Annotated in this window: 19 protein-coding genes and 1 pseudogene; 9 read left to right on the top strand and 11 right to left on the bottom strand. The window is 71.6% G+C overall.

Going from position 1 to position 24,449, the window contains the following annotated elements; translation table 11 throughout:
* Positions 1–48: 48 nt before the first annotated feature.
* Positions 49–960 carry a YceI family protein gene (locus ACWD2L_RS03450; protein ID WP_351330951.1) on the bottom strand — a complete coding sequence of 304 codons (912 nt, stop codon included), beginning with the start codon at positions 958–960 and terminating at the stop codon, positions 49–51.
* A gap of 279 nt (positions 961–1,239) precedes the next feature.
* Here ACWD2L_RS03450 and ACWD2L_RS03445 point away from each other — a divergent pair, with 279 nt between their 5' ends.
* From ACWD2L_RS03445 to ACWD2L_RS03435, 3 genes and pseudogenes are all read left to right on the top strand, one after another.
* Entirely contained in the window at positions 1,240–2,457 is a 1,218-nt protein-coding gene (locus ACWD2L_RS03445) for a hypothetical protein (RefSeq protein WP_351330952.1), read from the top strand.
* A complete protein-coding gene (locus ACWD2L_RS03440) occupies positions 2,454–3,614 on the top strand; it encodes a hypothetical protein (protein ID WP_351330953.1) in 1,161 nt (386 codons plus the stop codon). Before ACWD2L_RS03445 ends, ACWD2L_RS03440 begins: the two co-directional genes overlap by 4 nt.
* Positions 3,551–4,344, top strand: a pseudogene (locus tag ACWD2L_RS03435) (mechanosensitive ion channel family protein); the annotation flags it as partial. The gene ACWD2L_RS03440 and the pseudogene ACWD2L_RS03435, both read left to right, overlap by 64 nt.
* Before the next feature lie 6 nt (positions 4,345–4,350).
* On the opposite strand, the gene ACWD2L_RS03430 reads toward ACWD2L_RS03435, so the two are convergent.
* On the bottom strand, positions 4,351–5,244 hold the full coding sequence (locus ACWD2L_RS03430; protein ID WP_451187142.1) for an aminoglycoside phosphotransferase family protein: 894 nt from the start codon (positions 5,242–5,244) through the stop codon (positions 4,351–4,353).
* Positions 5,245–5,319: 75 nt separating this feature from the next.
* Positions 5,320–7,434 carry a phosphocholine-specific phospholipase C gene (locus tag ACWD2L_RS03425; RefSeq protein ID WP_351332597.1) on the bottom strand — a complete coding sequence of 705 codons (2,115 nt, stop codon included), beginning with the start codon at positions 7,432–7,434 and terminating at the stop codon, positions 5,320–5,322.
* Positions 7,435–7,600: 166 nt separating this feature from the next.
* Here ACWD2L_RS03425 and ACWD2L_RS03420 point away from each other — a divergent pair, with 166 nt between their 5' ends.
* Together ACWD2L_RS03420 and ACWD2L_RS03415 are read left to right on the top strand one after the other, a co-directional pair.
* Complete coding sequence (locus tag ACWD2L_RS03420; protein ID WP_351332595.1) at positions 7,601–8,350, top strand: DeoR/GlpR family DNA-binding transcription regulator; 750 nt, start codon at positions 7,601–7,603, stop codon at positions 8,348–8,350.
* A complete protein-coding gene (locus ACWD2L_RS03415; RefSeq protein ID WP_351332593.1) occupies positions 8,347–9,690 on the top strand; it encodes a 6-phospho-beta-glucosidase in 1,344 nt (447 codons plus the stop codon). Before ACWD2L_RS03420 ends, ACWD2L_RS03415 begins: the two co-directional genes overlap by 4 nt.
* On the opposite strand, the gene ACWD2L_RS03410 is transcribed toward ACWD2L_RS03415, so the two are convergent.
* The 7 genes from ACWD2L_RS03410 to ACWD2L_RS03380 all read right to left on the bottom strand — a co-directional run bounded on the left by ACWD2L_RS03410 (position 9,678) and on the right by ACWD2L_RS03380 (position 16,970).
* Entirely contained in the window at positions 9,678–11,069 is a 1,392-nt protein-coding gene (locus ACWD2L_RS03410; protein ID WP_351332605.1) for an amino acid permease, read from the bottom strand. The two genes, ACWD2L_RS03415 and ACWD2L_RS03410, sit on opposite strands and share 13 nt — an antisense overlap.
* A 107-nt stretch (positions 11,070–11,176) precedes the next feature.
* Complete coding sequence (locus ACWD2L_RS03405; RefSeq protein WP_351332590.1) at positions 11,177–12,178, bottom strand: proline racemase family protein; 1,002 nt, start codon at positions 12,176–12,178, stop codon at positions 11,177–11,179.
* Positions 12,178–13,149 (bottom strand): dihydrodipicolinate synthase family protein, encoded by a 972-nt coding sequence (locus tag ACWD2L_RS03400; protein ID WP_351332587.1) that lies wholly within the window; start codon positions 13,147–13,149, stop codon positions 12,178–12,180. The genes ACWD2L_RS03405 and ACWD2L_RS03400 overlap by 1 nt, the downstream gene beginning before the upstream one ends.
* Complete coding sequence (locus tag ACWD2L_RS03395) at positions 13,146–14,639, bottom strand: FAD/NAD(P)-binding oxidoreductase (protein ID WP_351332585.1); 1,494 nt, start codon at positions 14,637–14,639, stop codon at positions 13,146–13,148. The genes ACWD2L_RS03400 and ACWD2L_RS03395 overlap by 4 nt, the downstream gene beginning before the upstream one ends.
* 72 nt (positions 14,640–14,711) lie before the next feature.
* Positions 14,712–15,044 (bottom strand): (2Fe-2S)-binding protein, encoded by a 333-nt coding sequence (locus ACWD2L_RS03390; RefSeq protein ID WP_351332583.1) that lies wholly within the window; start codon positions 15,042–15,044, stop codon positions 14,712–14,714.
* Positions 15,041–16,234, bottom strand: coding sequence for an NAD(P)/FAD-dependent oxidoreductase (locus tag ACWD2L_RS03385; RefSeq protein ID WP_351332580.1), 1,194 nt, complete (start codon positions 16,232–16,234; stop codon positions 15,041–15,043). Before ACWD2L_RS03385 ends, ACWD2L_RS03390 begins: the two co-directional genes overlap by 4 nt.
* Before the next feature lie 103 nt (positions 16,235–16,337).
* On the bottom strand, positions 16,338–16,970 hold the full coding sequence (locus ACWD2L_RS03380; RefSeq protein ID WP_351332578.1) for a helix-turn-helix domain-containing protein: 633 nt from the start codon (positions 16,968–16,970) through the stop codon (positions 16,338–16,340).
* 241 nt (positions 16,971–17,211) lie between these two features.
* Here ACWD2L_RS03380 and ACWD2L_RS03375 point away from each other — a divergent pair, with 241 nt between their 5' ends.
* From ACWD2L_RS03375 to ACWD2L_RS03365, 3 genes are all read left to right on the top strand, one after another.
* On the top strand, positions 17,212–17,379 hold the full coding sequence (locus tag ACWD2L_RS03375) for an ABC transporter ATP-binding protein (RefSeq protein WP_351332575.1): 168 nt from the start codon (positions 17,212–17,214) through the stop codon (positions 17,377–17,379).
* On the top strand, positions 17,376–18,818 hold the full coding sequence (locus ACWD2L_RS03370; RefSeq protein WP_351332572.1) for an aminopeptidase P family protein: 1,443 nt from the start codon (positions 17,376–17,378) through the stop codon (positions 18,816–18,818). Before ACWD2L_RS03375 ends, ACWD2L_RS03370 begins: the two co-directional genes overlap by 4 nt.
* A 163-nt stretch (positions 18,819–18,981) precedes the next feature.
* Positions 18,982–20,406, top strand: a complete 1,425-nt coding sequence (locus ACWD2L_RS03365; protein WP_351332569.1) for an MFS transporter — start codon at positions 18,982–18,984, stop codon at positions 20,404–20,406.
* Positions 20,407–20,427: 21 nt separating this feature from the next.
* Here the strand turns inward: ACWD2L_RS03365 and ACWD2L_RS03360 are convergent, their stop codons facing one another.
* Positions 20,428–21,063, bottom strand: a complete 636-nt coding sequence (locus ACWD2L_RS03360) for a PAS domain-containing protein (RefSeq protein WP_351332566.1) — start codon at positions 21,061–21,063, stop codon at positions 20,428–20,430.
* 182 nt (positions 21,064–21,245) lie between these two features.
* Here ACWD2L_RS03360 and ACWD2L_RS03355 point away from each other — a divergent pair, with 182 nt between their 5' ends.
* Positions 21,246–24,425, top strand: coding sequence for a cytochrome P450 (locus tag ACWD2L_RS03355; RefSeq protein WP_351332563.1), 3,180 nt, complete (start codon positions 21,246–21,248; stop codon positions 24,423–24,425).
* The last annotated feature ends 24 nt before the right edge of the window (positions 24,426–24,449 follow it).

Genomic DNA, 24,449 nt, shown 5'->3' with positions numbered 1-24,449 from the left:
CAGTATTCAGACGCTGCAGGCCGCATTCAAGGTGTGCCCAGCAGTTACCTACTCCGGCGGCGTAGGCGTGTCCGCGCTGCGGTACATGGCCTGGAGGTCCATTTCGAGCTTGACCGTGGGGCCGACGACGGCGATGCCCTTGGCGAGCATCGTGCGCCAGTTCAACGTGTAGTCCTCGCGGTGCAGCTCCGCCGTGGCGAGGGCCGCGCAGCGCAGTTCCTCGGCGTAGCCGCCGTTGACGACACCGAGGTAGCCGGTCTGGAGGTCGACCGTGCGGCTCACTCCGTGCATGGTGAGGGCGCCCTGGACGGTCCACTTGGAGCCGCCGCGGTAGATGAAGCGGTCCGAGCTGAAGTGGATGTACGGGTAGTTCTCGATGTCCAGGAAGTCGGCGGAGCGCAGGTGGTTGTCGCGGGTGTTGTTGCCCGTGGTGATCGACCCCGCGTCGATGCGGACCTCGACGCGCGAGTCCGCCATGTCGGGGGCTATCTGGATCCCGCCCTCGAAGCGCGTGAAGCGGCCGTGGACGTGGGCCATACCGACGTGCTTGGCGATGAAGCGGATCGCGGTGTGCGGCGGATCGAACATCCAGGTGCCGGGCTGCGGCAGCTCAGGCGAGCGGCCCACGTGCAGCTGGACGCCGGTGAGCGGCAGCGTCTCACCCGCGACGACCTCGACCGTCTGCTGGAACGGCTCCAGGCCCTCGGCCGCGATCAGGATGCTGTAGCGGCCGGGCTGCAGCGTGACGAAGACCAGGCCAAAGGGGTCGGTCGTGGCCTTCACGGACACGCGCCCAGTCTGCGACTGGGTCACCGTGACGTCGGCGCCCGGCATGGGCTGGCCGAACGGGTCGGTCACCTCGCAGTGCACGCCGCCCGCGCCCTGCGGAACGGAGTGGAAGGGCCCGCCACCGCGCCCTGCGGAACCTGCGCCCTTACGGCGGAACAATGCGAGGGGCATGAGCGGCCTTTCCTGGACATCTGAACGAGCGCGCCCACCTTGCCATGCGCCCCGCCTGCCCAAATGGGGCGGAGTCGCGTATTCCGGCAGGCGCGAACCCGCCAATTCACAAGACCCACACCTTTCCGGCGCCAACTGCCCCCTGGACGTCATCCTCTTCCTCTCCCTCCTCGCGCGTGTTCACCGGTTCTCCGCAAAGCGTTGACGAAGCAGGAAGGGCTCTGGCAGGGTCGCCAACCGGGCGCCGCCCCCACGTGGGACCGAGGAGATCCCCACCCGATGAAGTCAAGGCACACCTCCGCCCGCCGGGGCACACCTCACGATCCCGCCCTGCGTCGCTTCGCCGAGACACACTGGGCCAGGGAGCCGGTGGTCGTCTCCGACGCACCCGCGCCGGCCCTCGACCCGGCCGACGCCCACGCACTGCTCCTCATGGCGGCCGCACACCCCGAACCCCCGCCCCTGCGCCTGGCCACGGCCGACGGCCTCCTGTCGGAGCCGGGCCCACTGCTGCCCGGCCGGGCCGACCGGAACCTCGCCGGCTACGTCGCACGCCTCGCCTCCGCACCCGGACTCGGCGGCGATGGCTGGCTGTTGACCGCCACCGACCCCCTGCACCGGGACTTCTCGGCGTGGTCGCGGGTCCGGGACGCGCTGGCCGGGCTCTGGCGGTACGTCGGGTGGCCCGCCGTCCCGGTGACCGCGGAGCTGGCCGTCGGCGACCGGCACCACGCCGTCGCCGAGGCGGGCGACCCCGGCGCCGCGTCCCTCACCTGGGTCATCGACGGCGAGCTGACCGTACGGGTACGCCCCGAGCACACCGGAACCGAGCACGAACTCCGCGCGGCGGCAGGCGACTTGGTGCACTGGCCCGCCGGGAGCCGACACCTCGACCACCGCACGGGGCCGTGCACGACGCTGCGGGTGAGCGTGCCCGCCCGCGCGACCTCGGCCCTGCCGCTGGTCACGGAGGCCGTCCACGGGCTGCTGCGAAGACACGGTCCGCTCCCGGACATCCCTGTGACGCTCCCCCATCCGCTGCCCGCGAGAGCCGACGGGCGGCTGACACTTCCCGCCCAACTCTCCGACACCGCCCGCCCGTTCACGGAGACGCTCGCCGATCCGGGCGTCGAGCGGGCCCTGCTCGCGCGCTGGGCCGGGCTGCGCTCCGCAGCGGGGCTGGATCCGGTGCCCGCGCCACGGCCCGCCGTTCCTCTCACCTCCCGGCACCGATTAATGTGCGTCAGCGAGATCATCAGGGTCGCCATCGGTGCGGATGACGCACTGTGGGCGGCGAACGGGCATGTGTGGCCGGTGCGGGGCCGTGCGGCCGACCGTGTGCTCCGCCGCCTGCGCACGACACACCGGGACACCACCGTGGCCGACCTGGCCCGTTCCTCGGGGCTTACCGACGACTCTCCTCATCTGCACGGTGTACTCCGCGAGTTGTGCCGTTCACGGGCCGTCGCGATCGCGCCACCGGAGCCGCACCCGTGACGGCGGGCGCCGCCACCCCGGTCGACGTCCTCGGACCCGTCGGCCGGTCGATCGACTGGCAACGCCTCGCGGAGGACCACTGGGACCGCCGGCCCGTACTGCTGCGCCCTGGCCGCGCCGTCCCTTTCGACCCCCACGAGGTCTTCGAGGGAGCCGTCGCCGCCGGACACCACGCCACGGCGGACGCCGACGAACGGGTCCTGTTCGCCGCGGGGCCGCGCCGTCTCACCGACCCCGGCGATCTGCTGCCCCGGCCGGAGGACGGCTCCTTCGCCGCCTACGACCGCCGCCTCGAACGGCAGTTGGGCGGCACACCCTTCACCCTCGCCGTCCGGGAGCTGCACGCGGGGCACCATCCGCTGTGGGCCAGGGAGCGGGCCTTCCTCTCCGGCCTGTGGAACGAGGTCGACCTGCCCCTGGCCCCCGTCGGCACGACGCTGTGCCACGGAACGTCCGAGCCACCGCGCCCCTCGCCCTCCTCCCACCACCGCGCAGCAACGTTCCTCTACGTCCTCCACGGCCGCCACCGGATCCTCCTCACGGGGCCGGGGAAGCGGCGCTGGACCGCCGCGACCGCGCCCGGCGACCTCCTCTACTGGCCCGCCGACCACGAACACACCATCCACGCGCCCCGCTCCCCCGCCACGACCGTGCACATCTCCGTCCCGCGCACACCCTCGCCGCTCATCGACCCGTCCTCCCCGCACGGGACGTGGGCCACGGTCGACACCCTCGTACCGGCCGCCGAGCCACCCGACGACCTGCCCGGCACCCTCCCGCCGCCCCTCGCCGCGGCGCTCCACCACGTCCGCCAAGAGGCCCGCCCCGCGCCACTGCACCGGCGCCTGGCCCACGAGGCGCTGCAGCAGGCCACGGACGGCGGGCTGCGCCCGGTGCCGCCGCCCACCCGGCCCGGCTACTTCACCGACGACGACGCGGTGCGGGCCACCGAGCGCGTGGTGTGGATGCCTGCCGGCGGGCAACGCCTCGTCGCGGCGTGCGGACACGTCACGCGAACCGGCCTGACGGCGCGCGAACTGGGCGCCCTGCTCGGCCGCTTGAACGGCGGCGAACCGCTGCCCGTAGGCGAACTGACGCCGCCCGCACGCCGGTTACTGGCGCGCCTGTCCGCGTTCCGCGCCGTGGAACGGCTGTAGGGCTACTTCCCTTACTGCCTCTGGTTCACCGATCCCGAACTCTCCGGCGGCGGCGCTGCCAGCGGAATGTGAACATGGCGCTCACGGCGCTGCTCATCGTCGTAGCGACGCCGACGGCGGCGCGGGTGGTCACGAGTCATGTGCGGGCGGTCGCGCAGTCCCGTGCGGCCGTGGCGGGTTCGGCGACCATCTTCGTGAACATCACGCGGGTCGTGGTGCTCGCGATGGGGTTCCTGGTCGTGCTGCAGACGCTCGGGATCTCCATCGCGCCGCAGCGGCGCTCGCCCTTCAGGACACCCTCGCCAACCTGTTCGTGGGCGTGCACATCCTGGCCTCGAAGACCGTGCACCCGGGTGACTACATCCGTCTCAGCAGCGGCCAGGAGGGCTATGTCGTCGACCTGGAGGACGTGGAGCGGGTGACGGTCGAGGTCGTCACGGAGGTGATGAAGGAGGTCGAGGGCGCCATGCCGGAACACGAGCCGCTCGTGCGCTTCCACACGTTCGGCGACTCCCGGATCAGCTTCAACGTGATCCTGGGTGTCGGCGAGTTCAGCGACCAGTACCGGATCAAGCACGAGTTCATCAAGCGGCTGCACGCGCGCTTCCGCGCGGAGGGCATCAGCATTCCGTCCCCGGCGCGGACGGTGGCGCTGACGGCGGGTAGCCCGTCGGTCGTCATCCCGCATCAGAGGGACGCGCGGGAGGCGCCCGTCGTCCCTTCCCTCTAGGACCTGTCAGGTGCGGGCGGCGTCAGCGAGGATCTGGCCGACCACGCGCGACGCCGTGCGCACCATGAACGGGTTCGAGTCCCGGTAGTACGCCAGCTCGTGCACCGCGATGGTCAGCGCCCAGCCGCGCCCCCGCACCCACGCGTCCTCGTCGACCGCCACCGCGTTGCGGAAGGTCCCCCGCTCCGGGCCGCCCAGGACGTACCACGCGGTGATCAGATCGACGGCCGGGTCCCCCGTGCCCATGCACCCGAAGTCGATGACCGCGCCGAGCCGCCCGCCGGACACCAGAAGGTTGCCGGGCTGGAGGTCGCCGTGCAGCCACACGTCGCGGCCCGCGCCGGGGGTGCGTACCGCCTCGTCCCAGGCCGTGAGGGCCGCCGCGGAGTCGATCGTCCCGGCCAGACGGCGGATCACCTCGCGGGTGCCGACGGCGCGTTCGGCGAGCGGCCGACCGCGGTACGCCTCCGGGGCCCCGGAGGTGTCGATCGAGCGGATCGCCGTGACGAACCCCGCCAGATCCTCCGCCAGCGCCTCGGGGTCGTCGAGTCGCCCCACGGCCGGGTTCTCGCCGGGCAGCCAGCGGTGCACCGCCCACGGCCAGGGGAAGCCGTGGCCCGGCTTCCCCTCGGCCACCTGCTCCGGCACGGGCACCAGCAGGCGGGCCGCCAGGTACGGCAACCACCGTCGCGTGCGCGCCAGTTCGGGTTGAACGCCGGCCAGGCGCGGCAGCCGCACCACCCACTCCTCGCCGAGCCGGTACAGAACGTTCTGCGTGCCGTGCGAGTCGACGTACTTCAGGGGCAGGCCCGCCCACCGCGGGAACTGCTCGTCGACGAGCGCCCGGACGAGGTCCTCGTCGATGTCCGGCTCGTCCTGGTGCAGCTTGCGTACGCCCATGGTCACCTTTCGCGGGGTCGGCCTTCCTGGCCGGCCCGAGGGTAGCCACACACGCACGCCCCCTGCGACGGCTTTTCACCCGGAGACAGAAGGCCGTCCGTTCTCGATGTGGCCCATGAGGCGGCGCGCGAAGTCGGGCTCGTTCTCGCAGCGCACGATCAGGTCGTACCAGCCGTGGGTCTTCGCGGCGGGGTGCGTCACGGTGGTGCGGTCGCCGGGCGCGACGCGGACCCGCCGGGTCAGATGGGCGGCGTCGGCCGCGCGGACGTAGGCCTGCGGGCGGACGGTGAACACCTTGGCCTCGGTGCCGTGGTTGGCCAGCGTGATGCGCAGTTCGCGGGTCTTGGCGCGCACGGTCGAGGTGACCTCGGCGGTGGATGCGGCGAGGCCCGCGAACTCGCGGCGGAAGCCGGCGGGTCCTGTGACGGTGAACCGGTAGCGGTCCTTGGCCGGTGTCACGGTCAGGGAGCGGGTGCCGGAGACGTCACGGTGCTGCGGTACCTCGAACTCGCCCTCGTACGGGTAGAGCGCGAAGTGAGCGCTGGAGGCACCGGTGTTGGAGAGAGTGACCTCGATGCACCCCTCATCGATCCGCGCGTACGCGTCGCTCTGGTAGGGCAGTGGGCGCGCGGGACGGGTGCCGGGCTCCTGCACCGGCATCTTCTGCTCGGCCGGCGGGCTCGGCTTCCAGCGGGCGGCGGCCGGCGGCACCGGTCCCGGATTGTGCACGGTGGGCTGCTTCTCGGCGGTGTCGAAGTCGAACGCCGAGGTCAGGTCGCCGCATATCCGGCGGCGCCACGGCGTGATGTTCGGGACCTCGATGCCGGTCCACTTCTCCAGGAAGCGGTTGACGGAGGTGTGGTCGAACAGCTCGGAGCACACGTAACCGCCCACCGACCACGGCGAGACGACGAGCATCGGCACGCGCATGCCGAGCCCGGTCGGCTGCCCCTGCCACCACTCGTCGGGCTCGCCGGGCTCGGGGACGGGCGGCGGGACGTGGTCGAAGAAGCCGTCGTTCTCGTCGTAGTTGATGAGCACCACGGTCTTGCGCCACACGTCGGGGTGCGAGGCCAGCGCGTCGAGCACCTTGTACGGGACGCTGGCGCTCGCGGCGGGCACGGAGACGCTGGGGTGCTCGGAGTCGACCGCGGACGGCACGAGGTAGGAGACCGCGGGCAGCTTCCCGGCGGCGACGTCGGCGGCGAAGCGCTCGGCCAGGGTGCCGGTGGGCACGCGGCGCAGAGCACGCTCGAAGAGGCTGCGCTCGGCCTTGGTGAGCGCGGCGACGCCCTCGTCCAGGAGCCCGAGAAGGCGTTTTCGCTCGGCGGTGTCCCCGGCGTCGTCCGCCTTGCGGACGAGCGCGTAGAACGACTCCATGTACGTGTGCCCGCCGGTCTTGGCGAGCGCCTTGCGGGCGACCGCCTTGAAGGTGGCGTAGAACTCGATCTGGTTGTCGGTGAAGTTCTCCCACTCGGTGTACGTCTGCCAACTGCGGCCCTCCTTCTCCAGGAGTTCGGGATACGTGGGCCAGTCGTAGCCCTTGTGGGTGCCCTCGTCGTAGGCGTCATTGCCGATGGCGCGCCCGCCGCCCGGCTCGTCGCCGGAGTTGCCGCTCCACAGGTAGTTGCGGTTGGGGCTGGTGGAGCTGTGCATGGAGGAGTGGTAGGCGTCGCAGACGGTGAAGGTGTCGGCGAGCTCGTACTGGAGCGGGATGTCGGAGCGGTCGTAATACGCCATGGTCGCCGCGGTCTTGGCGGAGACCCACTGGTTCATCCAGCCGTTGTTCCAGGCCTTGTGGCCGCCGTTCCAGTCGTGGTTGAGGGCGTCAATGTACTGCAGGTCGTGCTGCTGTGCCTCGGCGGCCGCGCGCACGGAGAACGGCAGGACTCTCTTCGCGCCGTCCGGTTGCTCGAACACGGGCCTGCCGTCGGCGAGTTGGACGGCGTTGGCGTCGCCGAAGCCGCGTACGCCGCGCAGCATGCCGAAGTAGTGGTCGAAGGACCGGTTCTCCTGCATGAGGATCACCACGTGCTCGATGGCGTCGAGCCCGCCGGACGGCGGCTCGGCAGCCAGGGCCCGCTGCAGGGAGGGCGGCAGCAGGGAGCCCGCCGCCGCGGCGCCGAGCGCGCCCGCGCCGAGGGCGAGGGCGCGACGCCTGGACACGGGGCTGGAGAAGGGGTGGGTCATGTCGGCGGCTCCTGGGTTCGGTGGTGACGGGCGGTACGCAGGGACGCTACGAGTGCAGACAGTACGGATGGTGAGCACCGGATGAACTCATGTCGGCACCACACAATCAAGCTCTGGACAAATGTGAGCATGGAATTGCTTGAATTTGACGAGTAGTGTGCGCCGCATGCTGGCAGAGCGACGACATCACCTGATCCTGCGTGCGCTGCGCTCCGGTGGGCCCGTGTCCGTCGCCGAGCTCGCCGAGCAGCTAACCGCGAGCCCGGCGACGATCCGCCGCGACCTGGTGAAACTGGAGGAGGACGGGCTCCTCACCCGCGTGCACGGCGGCGCCGTCATGGAGGAGGGCGACCAGCCGTTCTCCGAGGTCGCGCAGGTACGGGTCCCCGAGAAGGACACCATCGCCGAGCACGCGGCGTCCCTGATATCGGACGGCCAGTCGGTCCTCCTCGACATCGGGACGACCGCGTACCGCCTCGCCCGCCAGCTCCACGGCCGCCGGCTCACCGTCATCACCAGCAACCTGGTGGTGTACGAGGAGCTGGCCGATGACACCGGCATCGACCTGGTGCTGCTCGGCGGGATGCTGCGCCGCGAGTACCGCTCCCTCGTCGGCTTCCTCACCGAGGACAACCTGCGCCAGCTGCACGCCGACTGGCTGTTCCTCGGTACCAGCGGCGTCCGCCCGAGCGGGCAGGTGATGGACACCACCGTGGTGGAGGTCCCGGTCAAGCGGGCCATGATCGCGGCCGCCGACCGGACGGTGCTCCTCGCCGACTCCTCCAAGTTCCCCGGCACCGGCATGGCCAAGGTGTGCGGCCCCGACTCCCTCGACGTTCTCGTGACCAACTCCTCCGCCCCGGCGCCGACTTGTGCGGCGCTGACGGAGGCCGGCGTGAAAGTAGTGCACGTATGAAACTGACGATTCTCGGCGGCGGCGGATTCCGGGTGCCGCTGGTGTACGGGGCCCTGCTCACCGATCACGCGGAGGGCCGCGTCACCGAGGTCGCCCTGTACGACCTCGACGGGCAGCGCCTCGACGCGATCGCGCGGGTCCTCGCCGAGCAGGCCGAAGGGGTGCCGGACGCGCCGTCCGTGACCGTCACCACCGACCTCGACGAGGCGGTGCGGGGCACGGACTTCGTGTTCTCGGCGATCCGAGTGGGCGGCCTCGAAGGGCGCGCGGCGGACGAGCGGATCGCGCTCGCCGAGGACGTACTGGGCCAGGAGACGGTCGGCGCGGGCGGCCTCGCGTACGGGCTTCGCACCCTGCCGGTCGTCGAGGAGGTCGCGCGGCGAGTCGCCCAACTCGCCCCGGACGCCTGGTTCATCAACTTCACGAACCCGGCGGGCCTGGTCACGGAGGCGCTCGCCGATCACCTGGGCGACCGGGTCATCGGCATCTGCGACTCCCCCGTCGGCCTCGGCAAGCGCGTGGCACGCGCGCTCGGCGCCGACCCACAGAACGCGTGGGTCGACTACGTCGGCCTCAACCACCTTGGCTGGCTGCGCGGGTTGAAGGTGAACGGCCGCGACGAGCTCCCCCGCCTCCTCGCCGACGACGCGCTCCTCGGCTCCTTCGAGGAGGGCAAGCTGTTCGGCACGGAGTGGCTGCGTGAGCTGGGCTCGATCCCCAACGAGTACCTGCACTACTACTACTTCAACCGTGAGGCCGTACGCGCCTACCAGGAAGCGGAGTTGACGCGCGGCGCGTTCCTGCACGTGCAGCAGTCCCGCTTCTACGACCGGATGCGCGACCCGGCGGCCCCGCCGCTCAAGACGTGGGACGCGACGCGGGCCGAGCGCGAGGCCACGTACATGGCGGAGAACCGGGAGGCGGCGGGAGCGGGCGAGCGCGACGAGGCCTCCCTCACCGAGTCCGGCGGCTACGAGAAGGTGGCGCTCGACCTGATGCGGGCCATCGCCCGCGACGAGCGCGCCACGCTGATCCTCAACGTCCGCAACCGCGGGGCTCTTTCGGGCCTCGACGCCGACGCGGTGATCGAGGTCCCGTGCCTGGTCGACGCCAACGGGGCACACCCTGTAGCCGTCGACCCGCTGCCGGGACACGCCATGGGCCTCGTGACGTTGGTGAAGGCGGTCGAGCGTGAGGTCCTCGCCGCCGCCCGCTCCGGCTCGCGGGCGACGGCGGTGAAGGCGTTCGCGCTGCATCCGCTGGTGGACTCGGCGAACGTGGCGCGCCGCCTGGTCGACGCGTACAGGCAGGCGCACCCGGGCCTCGGCTACCTGCGCTGACGCGCCTCCCGGTGCTCGGCCGAGTGCCGGTACCCGTACGCCGCGTAGACCCCGACCCCGATCAGCATCCACACCGCGAACCGGACCCAGGTCACCCAGTCCAGGTTGCTGATCAGCCACACGGAGAACGCGACGCCGATCGCCGGGACCCAGGGCACCAGCGGCGTACGGAAGGTGCGCGGCAGATCGGGCCGCGTCTTCCGCAGCACCACCACCGCGATGGCGACCACGATGAACGCCATCAGGATGCCGATGTTGGTGAGGTCCGCGGCCTCCCGGATGGGCAGGAACCCGGCGATCAGCGCGGAGCCGATGCCGACGGGCCAGATCACCCGCGTGGGCACGTGCCTGCGCGGGTGGTTGCGCGCGAAGTAGCGCGGCAGCAGCCCGTCGCGGGCCATCGAGTACCAGACCCGGGACACCGCCAGCATGTTGGCGAACGCCGATGTGGTGATGCCGATGACGGCGCCGACGGCCACGACGAGCCCGAGCCCACCGAGCCCAACTGCCCCCAGGGCACTGGAGAACGGGCTCGCCACATCAATATCCCGGTAATTCTGCATCCCGAGCAGCACGACACACACCACGAGATAGATGAACGCGGCGATGCCGAGCGAGATGACGATGGCCTTCGGCAGCACCTTCTTCGCCTCGGCGCTCTCCTCGGCGGCCGCGCTCATGGCGTCGTACCCGTAGACGGCGAAGAACGCGGTGGCGGCTCCGGTGAACGCGCCGCCCACTCCGTAGGGCAGAAAAGGCGTGTAGTTCCCGGACTTGATGTGAAAGGCCCCCGCGACGACCACGAGCGCGACGATCCCCAGCTTCACGACGACAAGGATGGTCTCGAACCGCGCCGACTCCTTCGTCCCACGGGACAGCACGAAGGCAAGCAACAGACACAACAGAAGCGCGAAGAGATCGACCCGATGCCCGGATCCGGTGCCGGGGGCGCCGAGCATCCAGGTCGGCACATCAATGCCCACATGCTCCAGGATGTACGAGAAGTACCCGGACACCGCAATCGCGACCACAGCAACAATGGCGGTGTACTCGAGCAGCAGGTCCCAGCCGATCGCCCAGCCGACGAACTCGCCGAGCGCGGCGTAGGAATAGGTGTAGGCGGAGCCCGCCTTCGGGATGGTGCCGGCGAATTCGGCGTAGCAGAGGGCGGCCGCGCCGCTGGCCACGATGGCGATGAGGAACGAGAGCATCACGCCGGGCCCGGCGTCCTCGTTGGCCACGACGCCGGCCAGCGAGAAGACTCCCGCGCCGACGAGACCACCGAGGCTGAGGGCGACCAGCTGCCACAGTCCCATGGTGCGGCGCAGTCCGCCGCTGGTCTCCTCCTCCGAGTCGTCGACGGGCTTGAGGCGGAAGATGCCGGCGCGGGAGAGGAGTCCCCCGTCGGGCCCGGCCGGGTCGCGGGGCGGGTTGGTTGTCGTACGGGACACGGTGGCTCCTGGGAGGTGTGCGCGGCCCTGGGGTGTCAGAGCACGAAGCCGTGCGGGAAGGGGTCGCTCGGGTCGAGGAGGTAGTTGGCCGTGCCGGTGATCCAGGCGCGCCCGGAGAACTCCGGTACGACAGCCGGGAGTTCACCGACGGTCGCCGTGTCGACGAGGCGGCCGGTGAACCGCGTGCCGATGAACGACTCGTTCACGAACTCGGTGTGCAGCGGGAGTTCACCGCGCGCGTGCAGCTGCGCCATCCGCGCCGATGTGCCGGTTCCGCACGGCGAGCGGTCGAACCAGCCGGGCTGGATCGCCATGGCATTGCGCGAGTGCCGGGCGGTGGAGTCGGGTGCGAGGAACTGCACGTGCTTGCAGCCGCCGATGACCGGGTCCAGCGGATGCCGCGGCCGGTTGTGCTCGTTGATGGCGTCGGAGACGGCGAGCCCGGCCTTGAGGATGTCGTCCTTGCGTGCCCGGTCGAAGGGCAGACCGAGCTGATCGAGCTCGGTGATGGCGTAGAAGTTCCCGCCGTACGCCATGTCGTAGCGGACCTCGCCGTAGCCGGGAACCTTCACGGTGGCGTCCAGCTCCAGCGCGAAGGCGTCCACATTGCGCAGGGTGACCTGCTCGGCCACACCCTCACGCACGGCGACGCGCGCCTCGACGAGCCCGGCGGGTGTGTCGAGCCTGACAACGGTCTCCGGCTCGCTCACCTCCACCATCCCTGTCTCCACGAGCACGGTGGCGACACCGATGGTGCCGTGCCCGCACATCGGCAGGAAGCCGCTGACCTCGATGTACAGGACACCCCAGTCCGCGTCCGGGCGGGTCGGCGGCTGCAGGATGGCGCCGCTCATCGCGGCGTGCCCGCGCGGCTCGTCGACGAGGAACCGGCGAAGCTCATCGAGGTGTTCCAGGGCGTACGTACGCCGCCCGGCCATGGTGTCACCGGGGATGGGGCCCACGCCGCCGGTGACGACGCGGGTGGGCATGCCCTCGGTGTGCGAGTCGACGGCGCTCAGCGTGCGCACAGACCGCATCAGAGGACTCCCTGCTGCTGCGAGGAGCTCTCCAGCGAGGTGTTCTCCAACGAGGAGATCGCGCGGGCCATGTCGGCCTCGACCTGCTCGCGCATCCCGGGCAGCAGCGCACCACGCGGCGGTCGGCAGGGCCCGCCGAACCGGCCGACCTGCTCCATCCCCAACTTGATGGCCTGCACGAACTCGGTGCGCGAGTCCCAGCGAAAGGCGGCGACCAGCGGCTCGTACAGCGCCCGCGCCTCCTCCAGCTTGCCCGCGAGCGCCAGGTCGTACAACCGGGCGGACTCGGCGGGGAACACGTTCGGGAACCCGGCGAACCACCCGGTGGCCCCCATCAACAGACTTTCGAGCACCACATCGTCAGCACCACTGATGATCTCCAGCTCCGGCGCCTTCTCCTTGACCTCCAGCACCCGCCGCACATCACCGGAGAACTCCTTCACGGCGACGACGTTGTCGATCTGCGCGATCTCAGCGAGCAGGTCCGGCGTGAGATCCACCTTCGTGTCGAAGGGATTGTTGTAGACCATGACGGGAAGCCCGACGGAGGCGACGGCCTCGAAGTGGTGGACAACATCACGCGAGTTGGCCCGATACAGAGTGGGCGGCAGACACAGCACACCATCGGCACCGTCCTCGGCCGCGACCTCGGCCCAGTGCTTCGCCTGATGGGACCCGACGCCATGCACACCGACCACGACGACACCGTCGTCCCCGACCGTCTCGATGGCGGTACGGGCCACCTTCCGCCGCTCCTCGTCCGTCAGGGACGAGTACTCGCCGAGGGACCCGTTCGGGCCGACACCACGGCAGCCGTTGTCGATGAGCCATCGGCAGTGCTCGGCGTACCGGTCGTAGTCGACGGCGAGCCCGGCGGGGGCGGAGGCGTCCTCGTAGTAGGGCAGGGCGGTGGCGACGACGACGCCACCGAGACCGATGGAGCCCTTCTTCTGCTGCTTCTTGCCACTCATGAACTGCTCTCCTCTGTACGGGAGTTGCTGGGAAACGTGGAAGTGGTCTCGGGGTTGGCGGCCAGGTCTCCGAGCCGGATCGGGCGGGCGATGGGCCGCCGGTGCTCGCTGGCCGGGGGCAGTCCTTCGATACGGAGGTCATCGGTCGGCCCGCGCAGGCGCGCACCGATCTCGGCGACGGTGGGTCCGCACATCCGGGCCTGGCAGGGCCCGAGTCCGGCGCGGGTGGCGAGCTTGGCGGCGCGGGGTGCGGCGGTGGACTCGTCGGTGGCGGCGCGGCACACGGTGGCATAGTCCGTCTCCTCGCACCGGCACACCACGGTCTCGGGCCGCAGCCAGCCGGACCAGCCCGCCCCGATGGGGTGTGCGCGGGCCAGGCGGGCGGCGAAGGCACGGCCCTGGTCACGGCTCGTCCGCAGCCGGCGCACGGTGGCGGTGTTGCGGTCGCCTCCGGCGGCGAGCCACCCGGCGAGCGCGCCTTCCACGCGGGCGGCGGGCGCGCCGGCGATGCCGGTGATCTCCCCGGCCGCGTACACGTCGGGGCAGGTGGTGCGCTGGTCACCGTCGACGTCGACGAACTCCCCCGCCGGGGTGGCGCGCAGCGCACACCCTGCGGCGAGCGGCAGTTCCAGCTGCGGACTGAACCCGTGCGAGACACACACGGCGTCCACAGCAACAGTGCGCTCACTGCCGGGCACGACGGACCAGTCGGCACGCAGCCGAGCGGTGACGACCTCCTCCACACCCCCGTCGCCGCGCGCCTCCACGACCGTACGTCCGGTGCGATACGCAACCCGGTGCCGGGCCAACAGCCCGCTGTACTCGGCAAGTTCGGCCGCCTTCCCGGCCTGCGCGGCCAGCTCCCAGGGCCGCCGCCCCCAGCCCCGCGCAAGGGTGGCAGGGGTGTTGGCCTCCAGCACCTCACGCACCGTCGACCCGGCCTCGATGAGCGACGCGGCCACCGGCAGCAGGAACGGCCCGCTCCCGGCCACGACCACCCGGTCACCGACCGCCACCCGCTCCCCCTTCGCCAGCGCCTGCGCCGCGCCCGCTGTGTACACGCCGGGCAACTCCCAGCCGGGGAAGGGCAGTACGCGGTCGTGGGCGCCGACCGCGAGCACCAGCGCGTCGGGGTCGAGCGTGTGCCGGTCCCGGCCGCCACCGTCGACCGGACCGCGCAGCACATGCACGCGCGGCGGCCCCGGCTCGGCCGGATCGGGGCGCTCCAGGGCCCACACGGCGGTCTCGGACCACCAAGCGCAGCGCGGATGGGCGAGGACCCGGCGGCGACGTTCGTCGAAGGCGCGCCAGTGGTGGTGGAGGCGCTGCGGCCGGGCGGCGGCGTAGGCCTCGGGGAGCATCCGGTGGTACTGACCGCCGGGCTGCTCGGCCTCGTCGATCAGGGTGACCCGCGCACCCGCGCCGAGCGCGGCATCCGCGGCGGCGAGCCCGGCCGGTCCCGCGCCTACGACCACTACGTGGCGGGTCATGTGGCCTCCGTGGGGGTGGGGTTGGGTGAGTGGGTGCGGGGACTGTGACGTAGAAGCACGACGTAGCCGTCGTTACACGTCACAGTCCCCCTCCGTCCCCGCGATCCGGCGATCCTGCGTCCGCACCTCGTCCCCGTCCCGCGCGCGCCTGCGGCACGCCCGGACGTCGCGCTCGGGGCCGACCGTGACCAGGCAGTCGAAGCAGGCGCCGATGCCGCAGAAGACACCACGGGGTGCGCCCGAGCGGCCGGTGCGCCAGGAGCGGCGGCCGGAGGCGAGCAGGATGCCCGCGATGGACTGGCCCTCGATCCCGGCGACGGGCTCGCCGTCGACGGTGATCGTGAGCGGTGTCTCGCGCCGCCGGCCGACGGCGTCGTCCGCCGCCGGGATGCGTCGTGGGCTCATGCCGCCCTGCCTTTCTCCGTGTGTCCCAGGACGGCGGGCCGGTCCACCCGGAACGGCGTCGCGTCGATCTCGGTGGGCCGGTCCATGAGCAGGTCCCGCACGAGGCGTGCGGTGCCGACCGACAGGCCGATGCCCGCGCCTTCATGGCCGCCCGCGTGCCACAGCCCGGCGAGGCGCGGGTCGGGCCCGATGACGGGCAAGTGGTCGGGTACGTAGGGGCGGAAGCCGCCGTAGGCGCGCATGACCGACACGTTTGCCAGGGACGGGAAGAGGCGCAGCGCCTTGGCGGCGATCGCGGAGAGGGCGTCGGGGCGGAGCCGGTCGTCGAAGCCGACGCGGCGCCGTGACGAGCCGATGAGGACGCTGCCCGCGCGGGTGGATTCGACGACGGCGGAGGTCTGCAGGTCCTCGGCGCTGCTGCCGACGGCGCCCACGTAGTCGGCGTCGTACACCTTGTGGAAGACGGTGGGCGGCAGGGGTGTGGTGACGAGGACGTCGCCGCGGCGGGGGCGTACGTCGATGGGGGCGCCGAGGCGGGTGGACAGTTCGCCCGACCAGGGGCCCGCAGCGTTGATGAAGATGTCCGCCTCGATGAGGTCGCCGTCAGCCGTACGGACGGCGGTGAGGCGGTCGGAGCGGGTGACCGCGCCGTGTATCTCGCAGTGGGTGCGCAACCTCGCTCCCGCGCCTAGCGCGTCGGAGAGGAGGGCGGCGGCCGCGCCGGCGGGCTGGACCTGGGCGTCGTCGGGGTAGTGGATGGCCGCCGTGTGCTCGCGGGTGACGTACGGCTCGGCGGCGGCGAGGGAGGCGGCGTCCAGGGTCTCCGCCCTTACGCCTGCGGCGCGTTGGGATGCGACGAACTCGGCGAGTTCGCGGGCGCCGTCGTCGGTGGTGGCGACGACGATGCCGCCCTTGGGGTCCCACTCAGTCAGTTCGCTTACGCCCGCCGCCCGTTCGGACATCTCGGCGATGATCTGCGGCCACAGGAGTCCCGACAGTTGCGCCAACTCCAGCTCGGGGCCGGGCCCTTTGTCGGATACGAGGATGTTGCCCTCGCCGTGCGCGGTGGTCGCGGCGGCCGGGCGGCCGCGGTCGACGACCGTGGTGGCGCAGCCCGCGAGGGCCAACTCCCGCGCACAGGCGGCTCCGACGATTCCGGCCCCGAGAATGACCGCCCGCGTTCCGTACATCGAACCGCCTCCGTTCGTTTCATCGAACAGCTCGGAGGCTAGGACGGCCCTTCAGTGGGTGTCAACGGGTTCGGAAGGGGTGATCAAAAAATGCTTGTAACGGTCACTCGGTCTCGGGGTCCTGCTCGGGTTCGGAGGCGGCCGGCTTCGGGTGCGGGATCCCCAAGTGGGCGTGCTCGTGCGGCCGGTACTGGAGCAGCAGCACCGAGTGCACGTCGCCGTCGAGCGCGGTGTAGGAGTGCGGGAGCGTGGCGTCGAAGCCCACGTAGTCGCCGGGGTGGAGCTCGACCTCGTCGCCGTCCACGCGGACCTGGAGCCTGCCGGTCTGCACGATGGTGTGCTCCGTGCCGACGTGGCCCAGCGAATCCTGCCTGCTGTCGGCCCGTACGACCTGGTCGTACACCTCGAGGACCAGGTCACCGAAGTCCATCCGGCGCAGCGGCCGCAGGTCGACGCCCGCACCGCTGAGCACCTCGACCTCCTTGGCGCGCACGACGGTCAGGCCGCCCGGCGCCCGCGTCTCCAGGAGGTCGGAGACAGGCACCTCAAGGGCGCGCGAGAGGCTGAACACCGTCTCGATCGTGGGGTTTCCAGTGCCCGATTCGAGCTGGGAGAGCGTCGCCTTGCCAATCTTGGAGCGTCGCGAGAGCTCCGAGATCGACAGGCCCCGCTGCGTCCTTGCACGGCGGAGATTGGCCGCCACCATGTCGCGGACCGACCCCTTGGATACGTCCATAGCCTCTCCCTGACTCCCTTGACAGCGTTCGCTTTGACGAACACTATGCCGCACAGTGCGTTTACTGACCCGAACGGTTTCTCGTTCGTTTCCCGGCTACAGCGTCCAGAGCGGCCAGTCCGTCTGGGACATTCCGTCTGGGACATGGCGATCCCGCGCCTGCCCGTGAGCGCGACCGTCGCCGTCGGGGCGGCCATGCCGGGGCTGCTCGGCGGGGCGATCATCACCGAGTGTGGCGGTCATGCACCAGGGACGTATCGTCGAGTCCGGCCGCGCCGCGGACGTCTTCGACCGGCCGCGGGACGCGTACACCCGCACCTTGCTCGGGGCGATCCCGCGCATCAACCCGGAGTGGGACCGCCGTCGGCGAGCCGCTCCCCGGACCACCCAAGGAGTGGAGTCGGCATGACCGAGACGACCCCCGCCACCTCCGTGCCCAGGTCGAGCACCCCGGATCCCCGGATGCCGCGCCTGGCCGAACTGCCCGACTTCACCGCGTACATGGGTCAGGGCTGGGCCGAGGCCGACCGTACGCCACCGACCGTGCCGGGCGTCGCCGAGGCGGCCGCCGGGCACCGTGCGCGGCTCAGTGCCGAGTTCGCCGGGCGGCCGCTCGTGGTCGCCGCCGGACGGGCCCCGGCGCGCAGCAATGACACCGCGTACGACTTCCGGCCCGACAGCGACTTCTACTGGCTGACCGGGTGCACGGTCGAGGGCGCCGTCCTGGTGCTGCGTCCCGCGCCCGGAGGTCACGACGCGGTGCTGTATCTGCCGCCGCCGGCCCGCCCCGGCGAGCCCGGTTTCTTCGCGGACGCGGCGCACGGTGAGCTGTGGGTGGGCCCGGCCCCCGGCGTGGACGACTGGCGGGAGGCGTTGCGCGTGGACACGGCGCCGCTGGGCTCCCTGGACGCGGCGCTGGCCGCGTGTGCGACACAGAGCCCGCTGCTCACCGGGCCGCTGGACGCCGACACGGCCCGCCGCCACGGGATCGCGCTCTCCCCCGACCTCGGCCGCACGCTCTCCGAGCTGCGCATGGTCAAGGACGCGTGGGAGATCGGCCAACTGCGGGAGGCCGTGGACCGTACGGTCGAGGGCTTCGCCGCGGTGGTCCGCGAGTTCCCGGCGGCCATACGCGGCGGCGGCGAGCGCTGGCTGCAGGGCACCTTCGACCGCTACGCCCGCACCTACGGCAACGGTCCCGGCTACGCCACGATCGTGGGCAGCGGCCGCAACGCCGCGACGCTGCACTGGGTGCGCTGCGACGGGCCCGTGGCCGAGGACGCGGCGGTGCTCCTGGACATGGGTGTCGAGACACGCAGCTACTACACGGCCGATGTCACCCGCACTTTCCCGGCCTCCGGCCGCTTCACCTCCACCCAGCGTTCCGTGCACGACCTGGTGGAGCGCGCGCACCGGGCCGGTCTCGCCGCCGTGGGCCCGGGCCGCGACTGGGCCGACTTCCACACGGCGTCGATGGAGGTCGTGGCGCGCGGCCTGGACGACTGGGGGCTGCTGCCGGTCTCCGTGGACGAGGCCCTCTCCCCCAAGGGCCAGCACCATCGCCGCTATCTGGTGTGCGGCGTCGGCCACCACCTCGGCCTCGACGTGCACGACTGCGCCCGCGCCGACTACGCCGCGTACCAGGGCGCCCGCATGACGCCCGGCATGGTGCTCACGGTGGAGCCGGGTCTGTACTTCCACGCCCATGACACGACCGTGCCTCCGGAGCTGCGCGGCATCGGGGCGCGCATCGAGGACGACATTCTGGTGACCGAGGCGGGGTCGGAGGTTCTGTCGGCCGAACTGCCCCTGGACGCGGCGGGGTTGGAGCGCTGGATGGCGGCGTAAGCGGACCACCCCGCACTTATGTGTCTCATATATCGAACACCGATTACCGGTGAGTGAGACACATGAAAGGGTTGTGATCCTCGTACCGTCCGATCGGTACGAGGGTCGCCGGCGTCGTTCGCCGGTGGACGCACACCGCGACGCCCCTGGGATTGACCCGAAGATGTCCGCTTCTGCCACCGGCCCGGCCCCTGACACGTCCGCCGCGCCGTCACCCGCCTCCGGCCCGAATCCGGCCGCGCCGGTCAACCCGCGTTCGCGGGTCCTGATCGCCAGCCTCATCGGGACGACGATCGAGTTCTACGACTTCTACGTCTACGCGACGGCCGCCGTACTCGTCTTCCCCGCGCTGTTCTTCCCCAACAGCGACCCGACCACCGCGCTCCTGTCGTCGTTCGCCGTGTTCGGCGCCGCGATGGTGGCCCGGCCGATCGGCGCGGCCTTCTTCGGGCACCTCGGTGACCGGCTCGGCCGCAAGAAGACGCTGGTCGTCTCGCTGCTCACGATGGGCATCGCCACCTTCCTGATCGGCGTACTGCCGACGTACGGGTCGATCGGCTGGTCCGCCACCGCGCTCCTCGTGCTGATGCGGCTCGCGCAGGGCTTCGCGCTCGGCGGCGAGTGGAGCGGCGCGGCGCTGGTCGCCACGGAGAACGCGCCGCCGGGCAAGCGGGCGCTGTGGGGCACGTTCCCGCAGCTGGGCGCGCCGCTCGGGTTCATCATCGGCAACGGCCTCTTCCTGGTCATCGCCGCGCTCCTGCCGTCCGCGGCGGGCGCCGATCCCTCGCAGCCGTCGCAGGCGTTCCTGTCGTGGGGCTGGCGGATTCCGTTCCTGTTCTCGGCCGTGATGGTCGCCATCGGCCTGTGGGTGCGGCTGCGTCTGGTCGAGGCGGAGGTCTTCACCAAGACGAAGGAGACCAAGGCGGTCCGCAAGCTGCCGCTGGCGACGGTGTTCCGTCACCACTGGAAGCAGCTGCTCATCGGCACCTTCGCGATGCTGGCGACGTACGTGCTCTTCTACCTGATGACGACGTTCTCGCTGAGCTACGGCCGCACCGCGAAGGACGCCGCCGTGCCCGGGCTCGGGTACAGCTACACCACCTTCGTACTGATGCTGATCTTCGGCGTGGTCTTCTTCGCCGCGTTCACGCTCATCTCCGGTCCGCTGGCGGACAAGTACGGCCGTCGCAAGACGCTGGCCTGGATCACCGCGGGCATCTTCGTGTTCGGCCTGGTGTGGGTGCCTCTGATCGGGCTCGGCACGCTCGGTGTGGTGCTGTGGCTGGTCCTCGGCTTCACGCTGATGGGCCTGACCTTCGGCCCGATGGGCGCGCTGCTCCCGGAGATGTTCCCGACGTCCGTGCGCTACACGGGCTCCGGCATCTCGTACAACGTCAGCTCCGTCCTCGGCGCGGCCGTCGCCCCGTTCATCGCGGTGGCGCTGTGGGAGGCCGCCGACGGCTCTCCGTGGCTGGTCGGCGTCTACCTGTCGGCGATGGCCGTCCTCACCTTCGTCGCGCTGCTGTGCGGCAAGGAGACGAAGAACGTGGACCTGGGCGCACTGGAGACGAGCGAACGCCCCGCGTAACGCTCCCGAGTGCCGCCCCGGCTACGGCGACGCCGGCCGGGGCGGCCACACACCCGCCACCAGCACGCCCTCCGCGTACGCGCGAGCCACCAGTTCCGTACGGTTCGACGCGCCCCAGCGGCGCGACAGTTGACGCAGGTGGTAGGTGACACCGTCCGTCGTCAGGCCGGTCTCGCGGGCCGCGCGGGCCGTGGTGGCACCCGCGGCCAGCAGGGCCAGGATCCGCGCCTCCTGCGGCTGCGTCGGCGCGGCAGCGGACGCCGCCCGGTCGGACACATCGGGCGCGTCGAGGACCCGTACCGTCACCAGCAGGTCGGGCACGCGGTTGGCCGTCTCGCTCACCGTGTCGACGATCAACTCGCCCCGGCGACACACCCCGTCGCCCCCGCACCAGTCCACCACCACCGTGTAGCGCGAGCGGCGGCGCGCCTTCTGCGCCTGCGCGATCCGGTCGACCTGCGCTGCGTCGACCGGATCGAACAGGTCGAGGATCGGGCGGCCCTTCAGGCGGCCCGCGGTGGTGCCCCACTCCAGGGCGAACGCGGCGTTCACCAGCCGTACGGTGCCGTGCGGATCGCACACCGCGACCGGCATCGGGATCCGGTCGAACAGCACCATCGCGCGATTGCGCCACACGACCGCGTCCCCGGTGTCCATCTGTGCGTCGCCTCCCGCCTGACGTACGTATCGCCTCGCGGCAATGCCATGGACGGCGCCCCGGCACAAGCCCGATACACCGTCAGCCACTACACAATCATGTAGTGAACAGGACCTGACCAGCAGGGTGAGCGGATCAAGCTGGAAGCCGCAGGCTCTCCTTCCGCGAAAGGCCCCCCACCATGCCGGACTCCCCCACACCCGACGACAGCGCCTACGCCGCCGCCGGAGTCCCCGTCGTCGACGTCACCGCCACCGGGCTCGGCCCCGGACCGCTGCAGCAGATCATGAGCCTGATGCGGGAGCACGGCCCGCAGTTGGTGCGGCGGATGCACGGCCGGGACGCCTTGTTCGTCTCCGACCTCGACCTCGTCACCGAACTCGCCGACGAGACCCGCTTCGCCAAGGGCATCGGGCCCGCGCTGCGCAACGTCCGCGAATTCGCCGCCGACGGCCTGTTCACCGCCTACAACGACGAGCCGAACTGGGCGCGCGCCCACGACATCCTGATGCCGGCCTTCGCGCTCGGCTCCATGCGTACGTACCACCCGGTGATGTACAAGGTGGCGCGCCGCCTCGTCGAGTCCTGGGATGTGGCCGCCGGTGAAGGCAGCCCGGTCGACGTGCCCGGCGACATGACCCGGATGACGCTCGACACCATCGGACTGGCCGGGTTCGGCTACGACTTCGCGTCCTTCGACAGCAGTGAGCCGCACCCGTTCGTCGAGGCGATGGTGCGCTGCCTGGAGTGGAGCATGAAGCGCCTGGCGCGGGTGCCCGGCCGCGACTACGAGGCCTCGGACGCGGCGTTCCGCACCGACGCCGACTATCTCGCCCAGGTCGTCGACGACGTGATCAGCGCGCGCGTCGAGAGCGGCGAGCGGCACACCGACGACCTGCTCGGCCTGATGCTGACGGCGCGGCACCCGCAGGACGGCTCCACGCTGGACACCGCCAACATCCGCAACCAGGTCATCACGTTCCTGATCGCCGGGCACGAGACGACGTCGGGCGCCATGTCCTTCGCCCTGTACTACCTCGCCAAGAACCCGGCCGTCCTCGATCTCGTACGCCGCGAGGTGGACGCCCTGTGGGGTGACACCACGGACCCGGAGCCGGACTTCGACGAGGTCGGCCGGCTCACGTACACCCGGCAGGTCCTCAACGAGGCGCTGCGCCTGTGGCCGACGGCCGCCGCGTTCAGCCGGGAGGCCCGCGAGGACACGCTGCTCGGTGGCCGGATTCCGCTGCGCGCCGGGCAGAGTGTGTCCGTGCTGGCGCCGATGCTGCACCGGGAGCCGGTGTGGGGCGACAACCCGGAGCTTTTCGACCCGAACCGGTTCACGCCGGAGGCGGAGGCGGCGCGTTCCCCGCACGCCTTCAAGCCGTTCGGGACGGGTGAACGGGCCTGTATCGGGCGGCAGTTCGCGCTGCACGAGGCGACGATGCTGCTCGCGATGCTCGTGCACCGCTACCGCCTGGTCGACCACGCCGACTACGACCTGACGGTGAAGGAGACGCTCACCCTGAAGCCGGACGGCTTCACCCTCGCCCTCGCGCCGCGCACCCCGGCGGACCGTCTCCACGCACCCCTGCCCGGCGCGTCGGCCGCGACCGAACAGCCCGGCGCGCACAACGACACCCTGCCGGTACGCGTACTCCCCGGCACCCGCGCCCTGTTCCTGCACGGCAGCAACTACGGCACCTGCACGGGGCTTGCCGCCCAACTCGCCGACGAGGCCGCCGCGCTCGGCTGCGAGAGCGAGGTCGCCCCGCTGGACGCGTACGCGGAGGGCCTCCCGACGGACCGCCCCGTGGTGATCGTCGCCGCGTCGTACAACGGCCGGCCGACGGATGACGCCGGACGGTTCGCCGCCCGACTCCTCGACATCGGCACACCCACCGAGGGTGTCACGTACGCCGTGCTCGGCGTCGGTGACCGCAACTGGGCCGCCACGTACCAGCACTTCCCCACCCGCATCGACGAACGTCTGGCCACGCTCGGCGCCGAGCGGCTCTGCGAGCGGGCCGCCGCCGACGCCTCCGGCGACCTGGGCGGCACCGTCCGCACCTTCACCGCCGACCTGTGCACCGCCCTCCTGGAGCGGTACGGCGACCCGGAGGCCACCGCCGCGAACACCCCCACCGAACCCACCACCGCGTACGAGATCCGCGAGATCACCGGCGGGCCGCTGGACACGGCGGCGGCCCGGCACGGGCTCGCCCCCCTCACCGTCACCGAGGCGCACGACCTGACGGCGCCCGGCCACCCGCGCGTGAAGCGGTTCGTGCGGCTCGCGCTGCCCGACGGTGTGTCGTACGCGACCGGCGACCACCTCGCCGTGCTGCCCGCGCACGAGGACGGGCTCGTCGACCGCGCCCTGAAGGTCCTCGCCCTCGACCCCGACACGCTGATCGACATCCGTGACGCCCGTCCGCGCCGTGCAGCCCTCCCCCTCGACCGGCCGGTGACCGTACGCGAACTCCTCACGTTCCACGTCGAGTTGCAGCACCGCCCGAGCCCCGACGAAGTGGCCGCGCTCGCCGCCGCCAACCCCTGCCCACCGGAGGCCGCGGCGCTGCGGGAGCTGTCGGCCGACGACCCGCGCACCTTCCTTGAGCTGGTCGAGGACCACCCGGCGCTGCGCGACGCCCTGACCTGGGACCTGCTGCTCGGCCTGCTGCCGCCGCTGCGCCCGCGCCACTACTCCGTCTCCTCCAGCCCGGCCCAACTCCCCGGCCACGTAGACCTGATGGTGTCGATCCTCGACGCACCCGCGGCCTCCGGAACCGGCCGCTACCGTGGCACGGGCTCACACCACCTGGCGTCCCTCCGCCCCGGCGACACCGTCCTCGGCCGGATCCAGCCGTGCCGCGACGCCTTCCGCATCGGACCGGACGCCACCGAGCCGGTCATCATGATCGCCGCGGGAACGGGCCTGGCTCCGTTCCGCGGGGTGATCGCCGAACGATCGGCACACAACACCCAACTGCCGCCCGCACTGCTCTACTTCGGCTGCGACCACCCGGACCTGGACTTTATGCACGCCGACGAACTGCGCGCCGCCGACACCGCGGGAGCCGTCTCGCTGCGCCCGGTGTTCAGCGACGCTCCGGTCGAGGGACACGCCTTCGTCCAGCACCGCATCGCCGCCGAAAGCGCCGAGATCGGCCGCCTCCTCGACGCGGGGGCGCGGGTGTACGTGTGCGGGGACGGCGCCCGCATGGCACCCGGCGTACGCGCCGCGTTCCGCGCACTGCACCGCGAGCGCACGCCGGACGCCGACGAGGCCGCGGCGGAGCGGTGGCTCAACGCGCTGATGGCAGAGGGACGTTACGTAGAGGACGTGTACGGGGGCTGAGCCCGAACACCGCTTCGTGGCTGT

The organism is Streptomyces sp. NPDC002754, assembly GCF_053592315.1.
This window is presented reverse-complemented; position numbering and strand designations above follow the sequence as displayed.

Bases quoted from the DNA above. Each gene is read 5' to 3' on its own strand.
- ACWD2L_RS03400 (WP_351332587.1), bottom strand. From the start codon at position 13,149: ATGAGTGGCAAGAAGCAGCAGAAGAAGGGCTCCATCGGTCTCGGTGGC.
- ACWD2L_RS03355 (WP_351332563.1), top strand. From the start codon at position 21,246: ATGCCGGACTCCCCCACACCCGACGACAGCGCCTACGCCGCCGCCGGA.
- ACWD2L_RS03390 (WP_351332583.1), bottom strand. From the start codon at position 15,044: ATGAGCCCACGACGCATCCCGGCGGCGGACGACGCCGTCGGCCGGCGG.
- ACWD2L_RS03415 (WP_351332593.1), top strand. From the start codon at position 8,347: ATGAAACTGACGATTCTCGGCGGCGGCGGATTCCGGGTGCCGCTGGTG.
- ACWD2L_RS03430 (WP_451187142.1), bottom strand. From the start codon at position 5,244: ATGGGCGTACGCAAGCTGCACCAGGACGAGCCGGACATCGACGAGGAC.
- ACWD2L_RS03450 (WP_351330951.1), bottom strand. From the start codon at position 960: ATGCCCCTCGCATTGTTCCGCCGTAAGGGCGCAGGTTCCGCAGGGCGC.
- ACWD2L_RS03425 (WP_351332597.1), bottom strand. From the start codon at position 7,434: ATGACCCACCCCTTCTCCAGCCCCGTGTCCAGGCGTCGCGCCCTCGCC.
- ACWD2L_RS03385 (WP_351332580.1), bottom strand. From the start codon at position 16,234: ATGTACGGAACGCGGGCGGTCATTCTCGGGGCCGGAATCGTCGGAGCC.
- ACWD2L_RS03360 (WP_351332566.1), bottom strand. From the start codon at position 21,063: ATGGACACCGGGGACGCGGTCGTGTGGCGCAATCGCGCGATGGTGCTG.
- ACWD2L_RS03370 (WP_351332572.1), top strand. From the start codon at position 17,376: ATGACCGAGACGACCCCCGCCACCTCCGTGCCCAGGTCGAGCACCCCG.
- ACWD2L_RS03395 (WP_351332585.1), bottom strand. From the start codon at position 14,639: ATGACCCGCCACGTAGTGGTCGTAGGCGCGGGACCGGCCGGGCTCGCC.
- ACWD2L_RS03380 (WP_351332578.1), bottom strand. From the start codon at position 16,970: ATGGACGTATCCAAGGGGTCGGTCCGCGACATGGTGGCGGCCAATCTC.
- ACWD2L_RS03405 (WP_351332590.1), bottom strand. From the start codon at position 12,178: ATGCGGTCTGTGCGCACGCTGAGCGCCGTCGACTCGCACACCGAGGGC.
- ACWD2L_RS03375 (WP_351332575.1), top strand. From the start codon at position 17,212: ATGCACCAGGGACGTATCGTCGAGTCCGGCCGCGCCGCGGACGTCTTC.
- ACWD2L_RS03420 (WP_351332595.1), top strand. From the start codon at position 7,601: ATGCTGGCAGAGCGACGACATCACCTGATCCTGCGTGCGCTGCGCTCC.
- ACWD2L_RS03365 (WP_351332569.1), top strand. From the start codon at position 18,982: ATGTCCGCTTCTGCCACCGGCCCGGCCCCTGACACGTCCGCCGCGCCG.
- ACWD2L_RS03445 (WP_351330952.1), top strand. From the start codon at position 1,240: ATGAAGTCAAGGCACACCTCCGCCCGCCGGGGCACACCTCACGATCCC.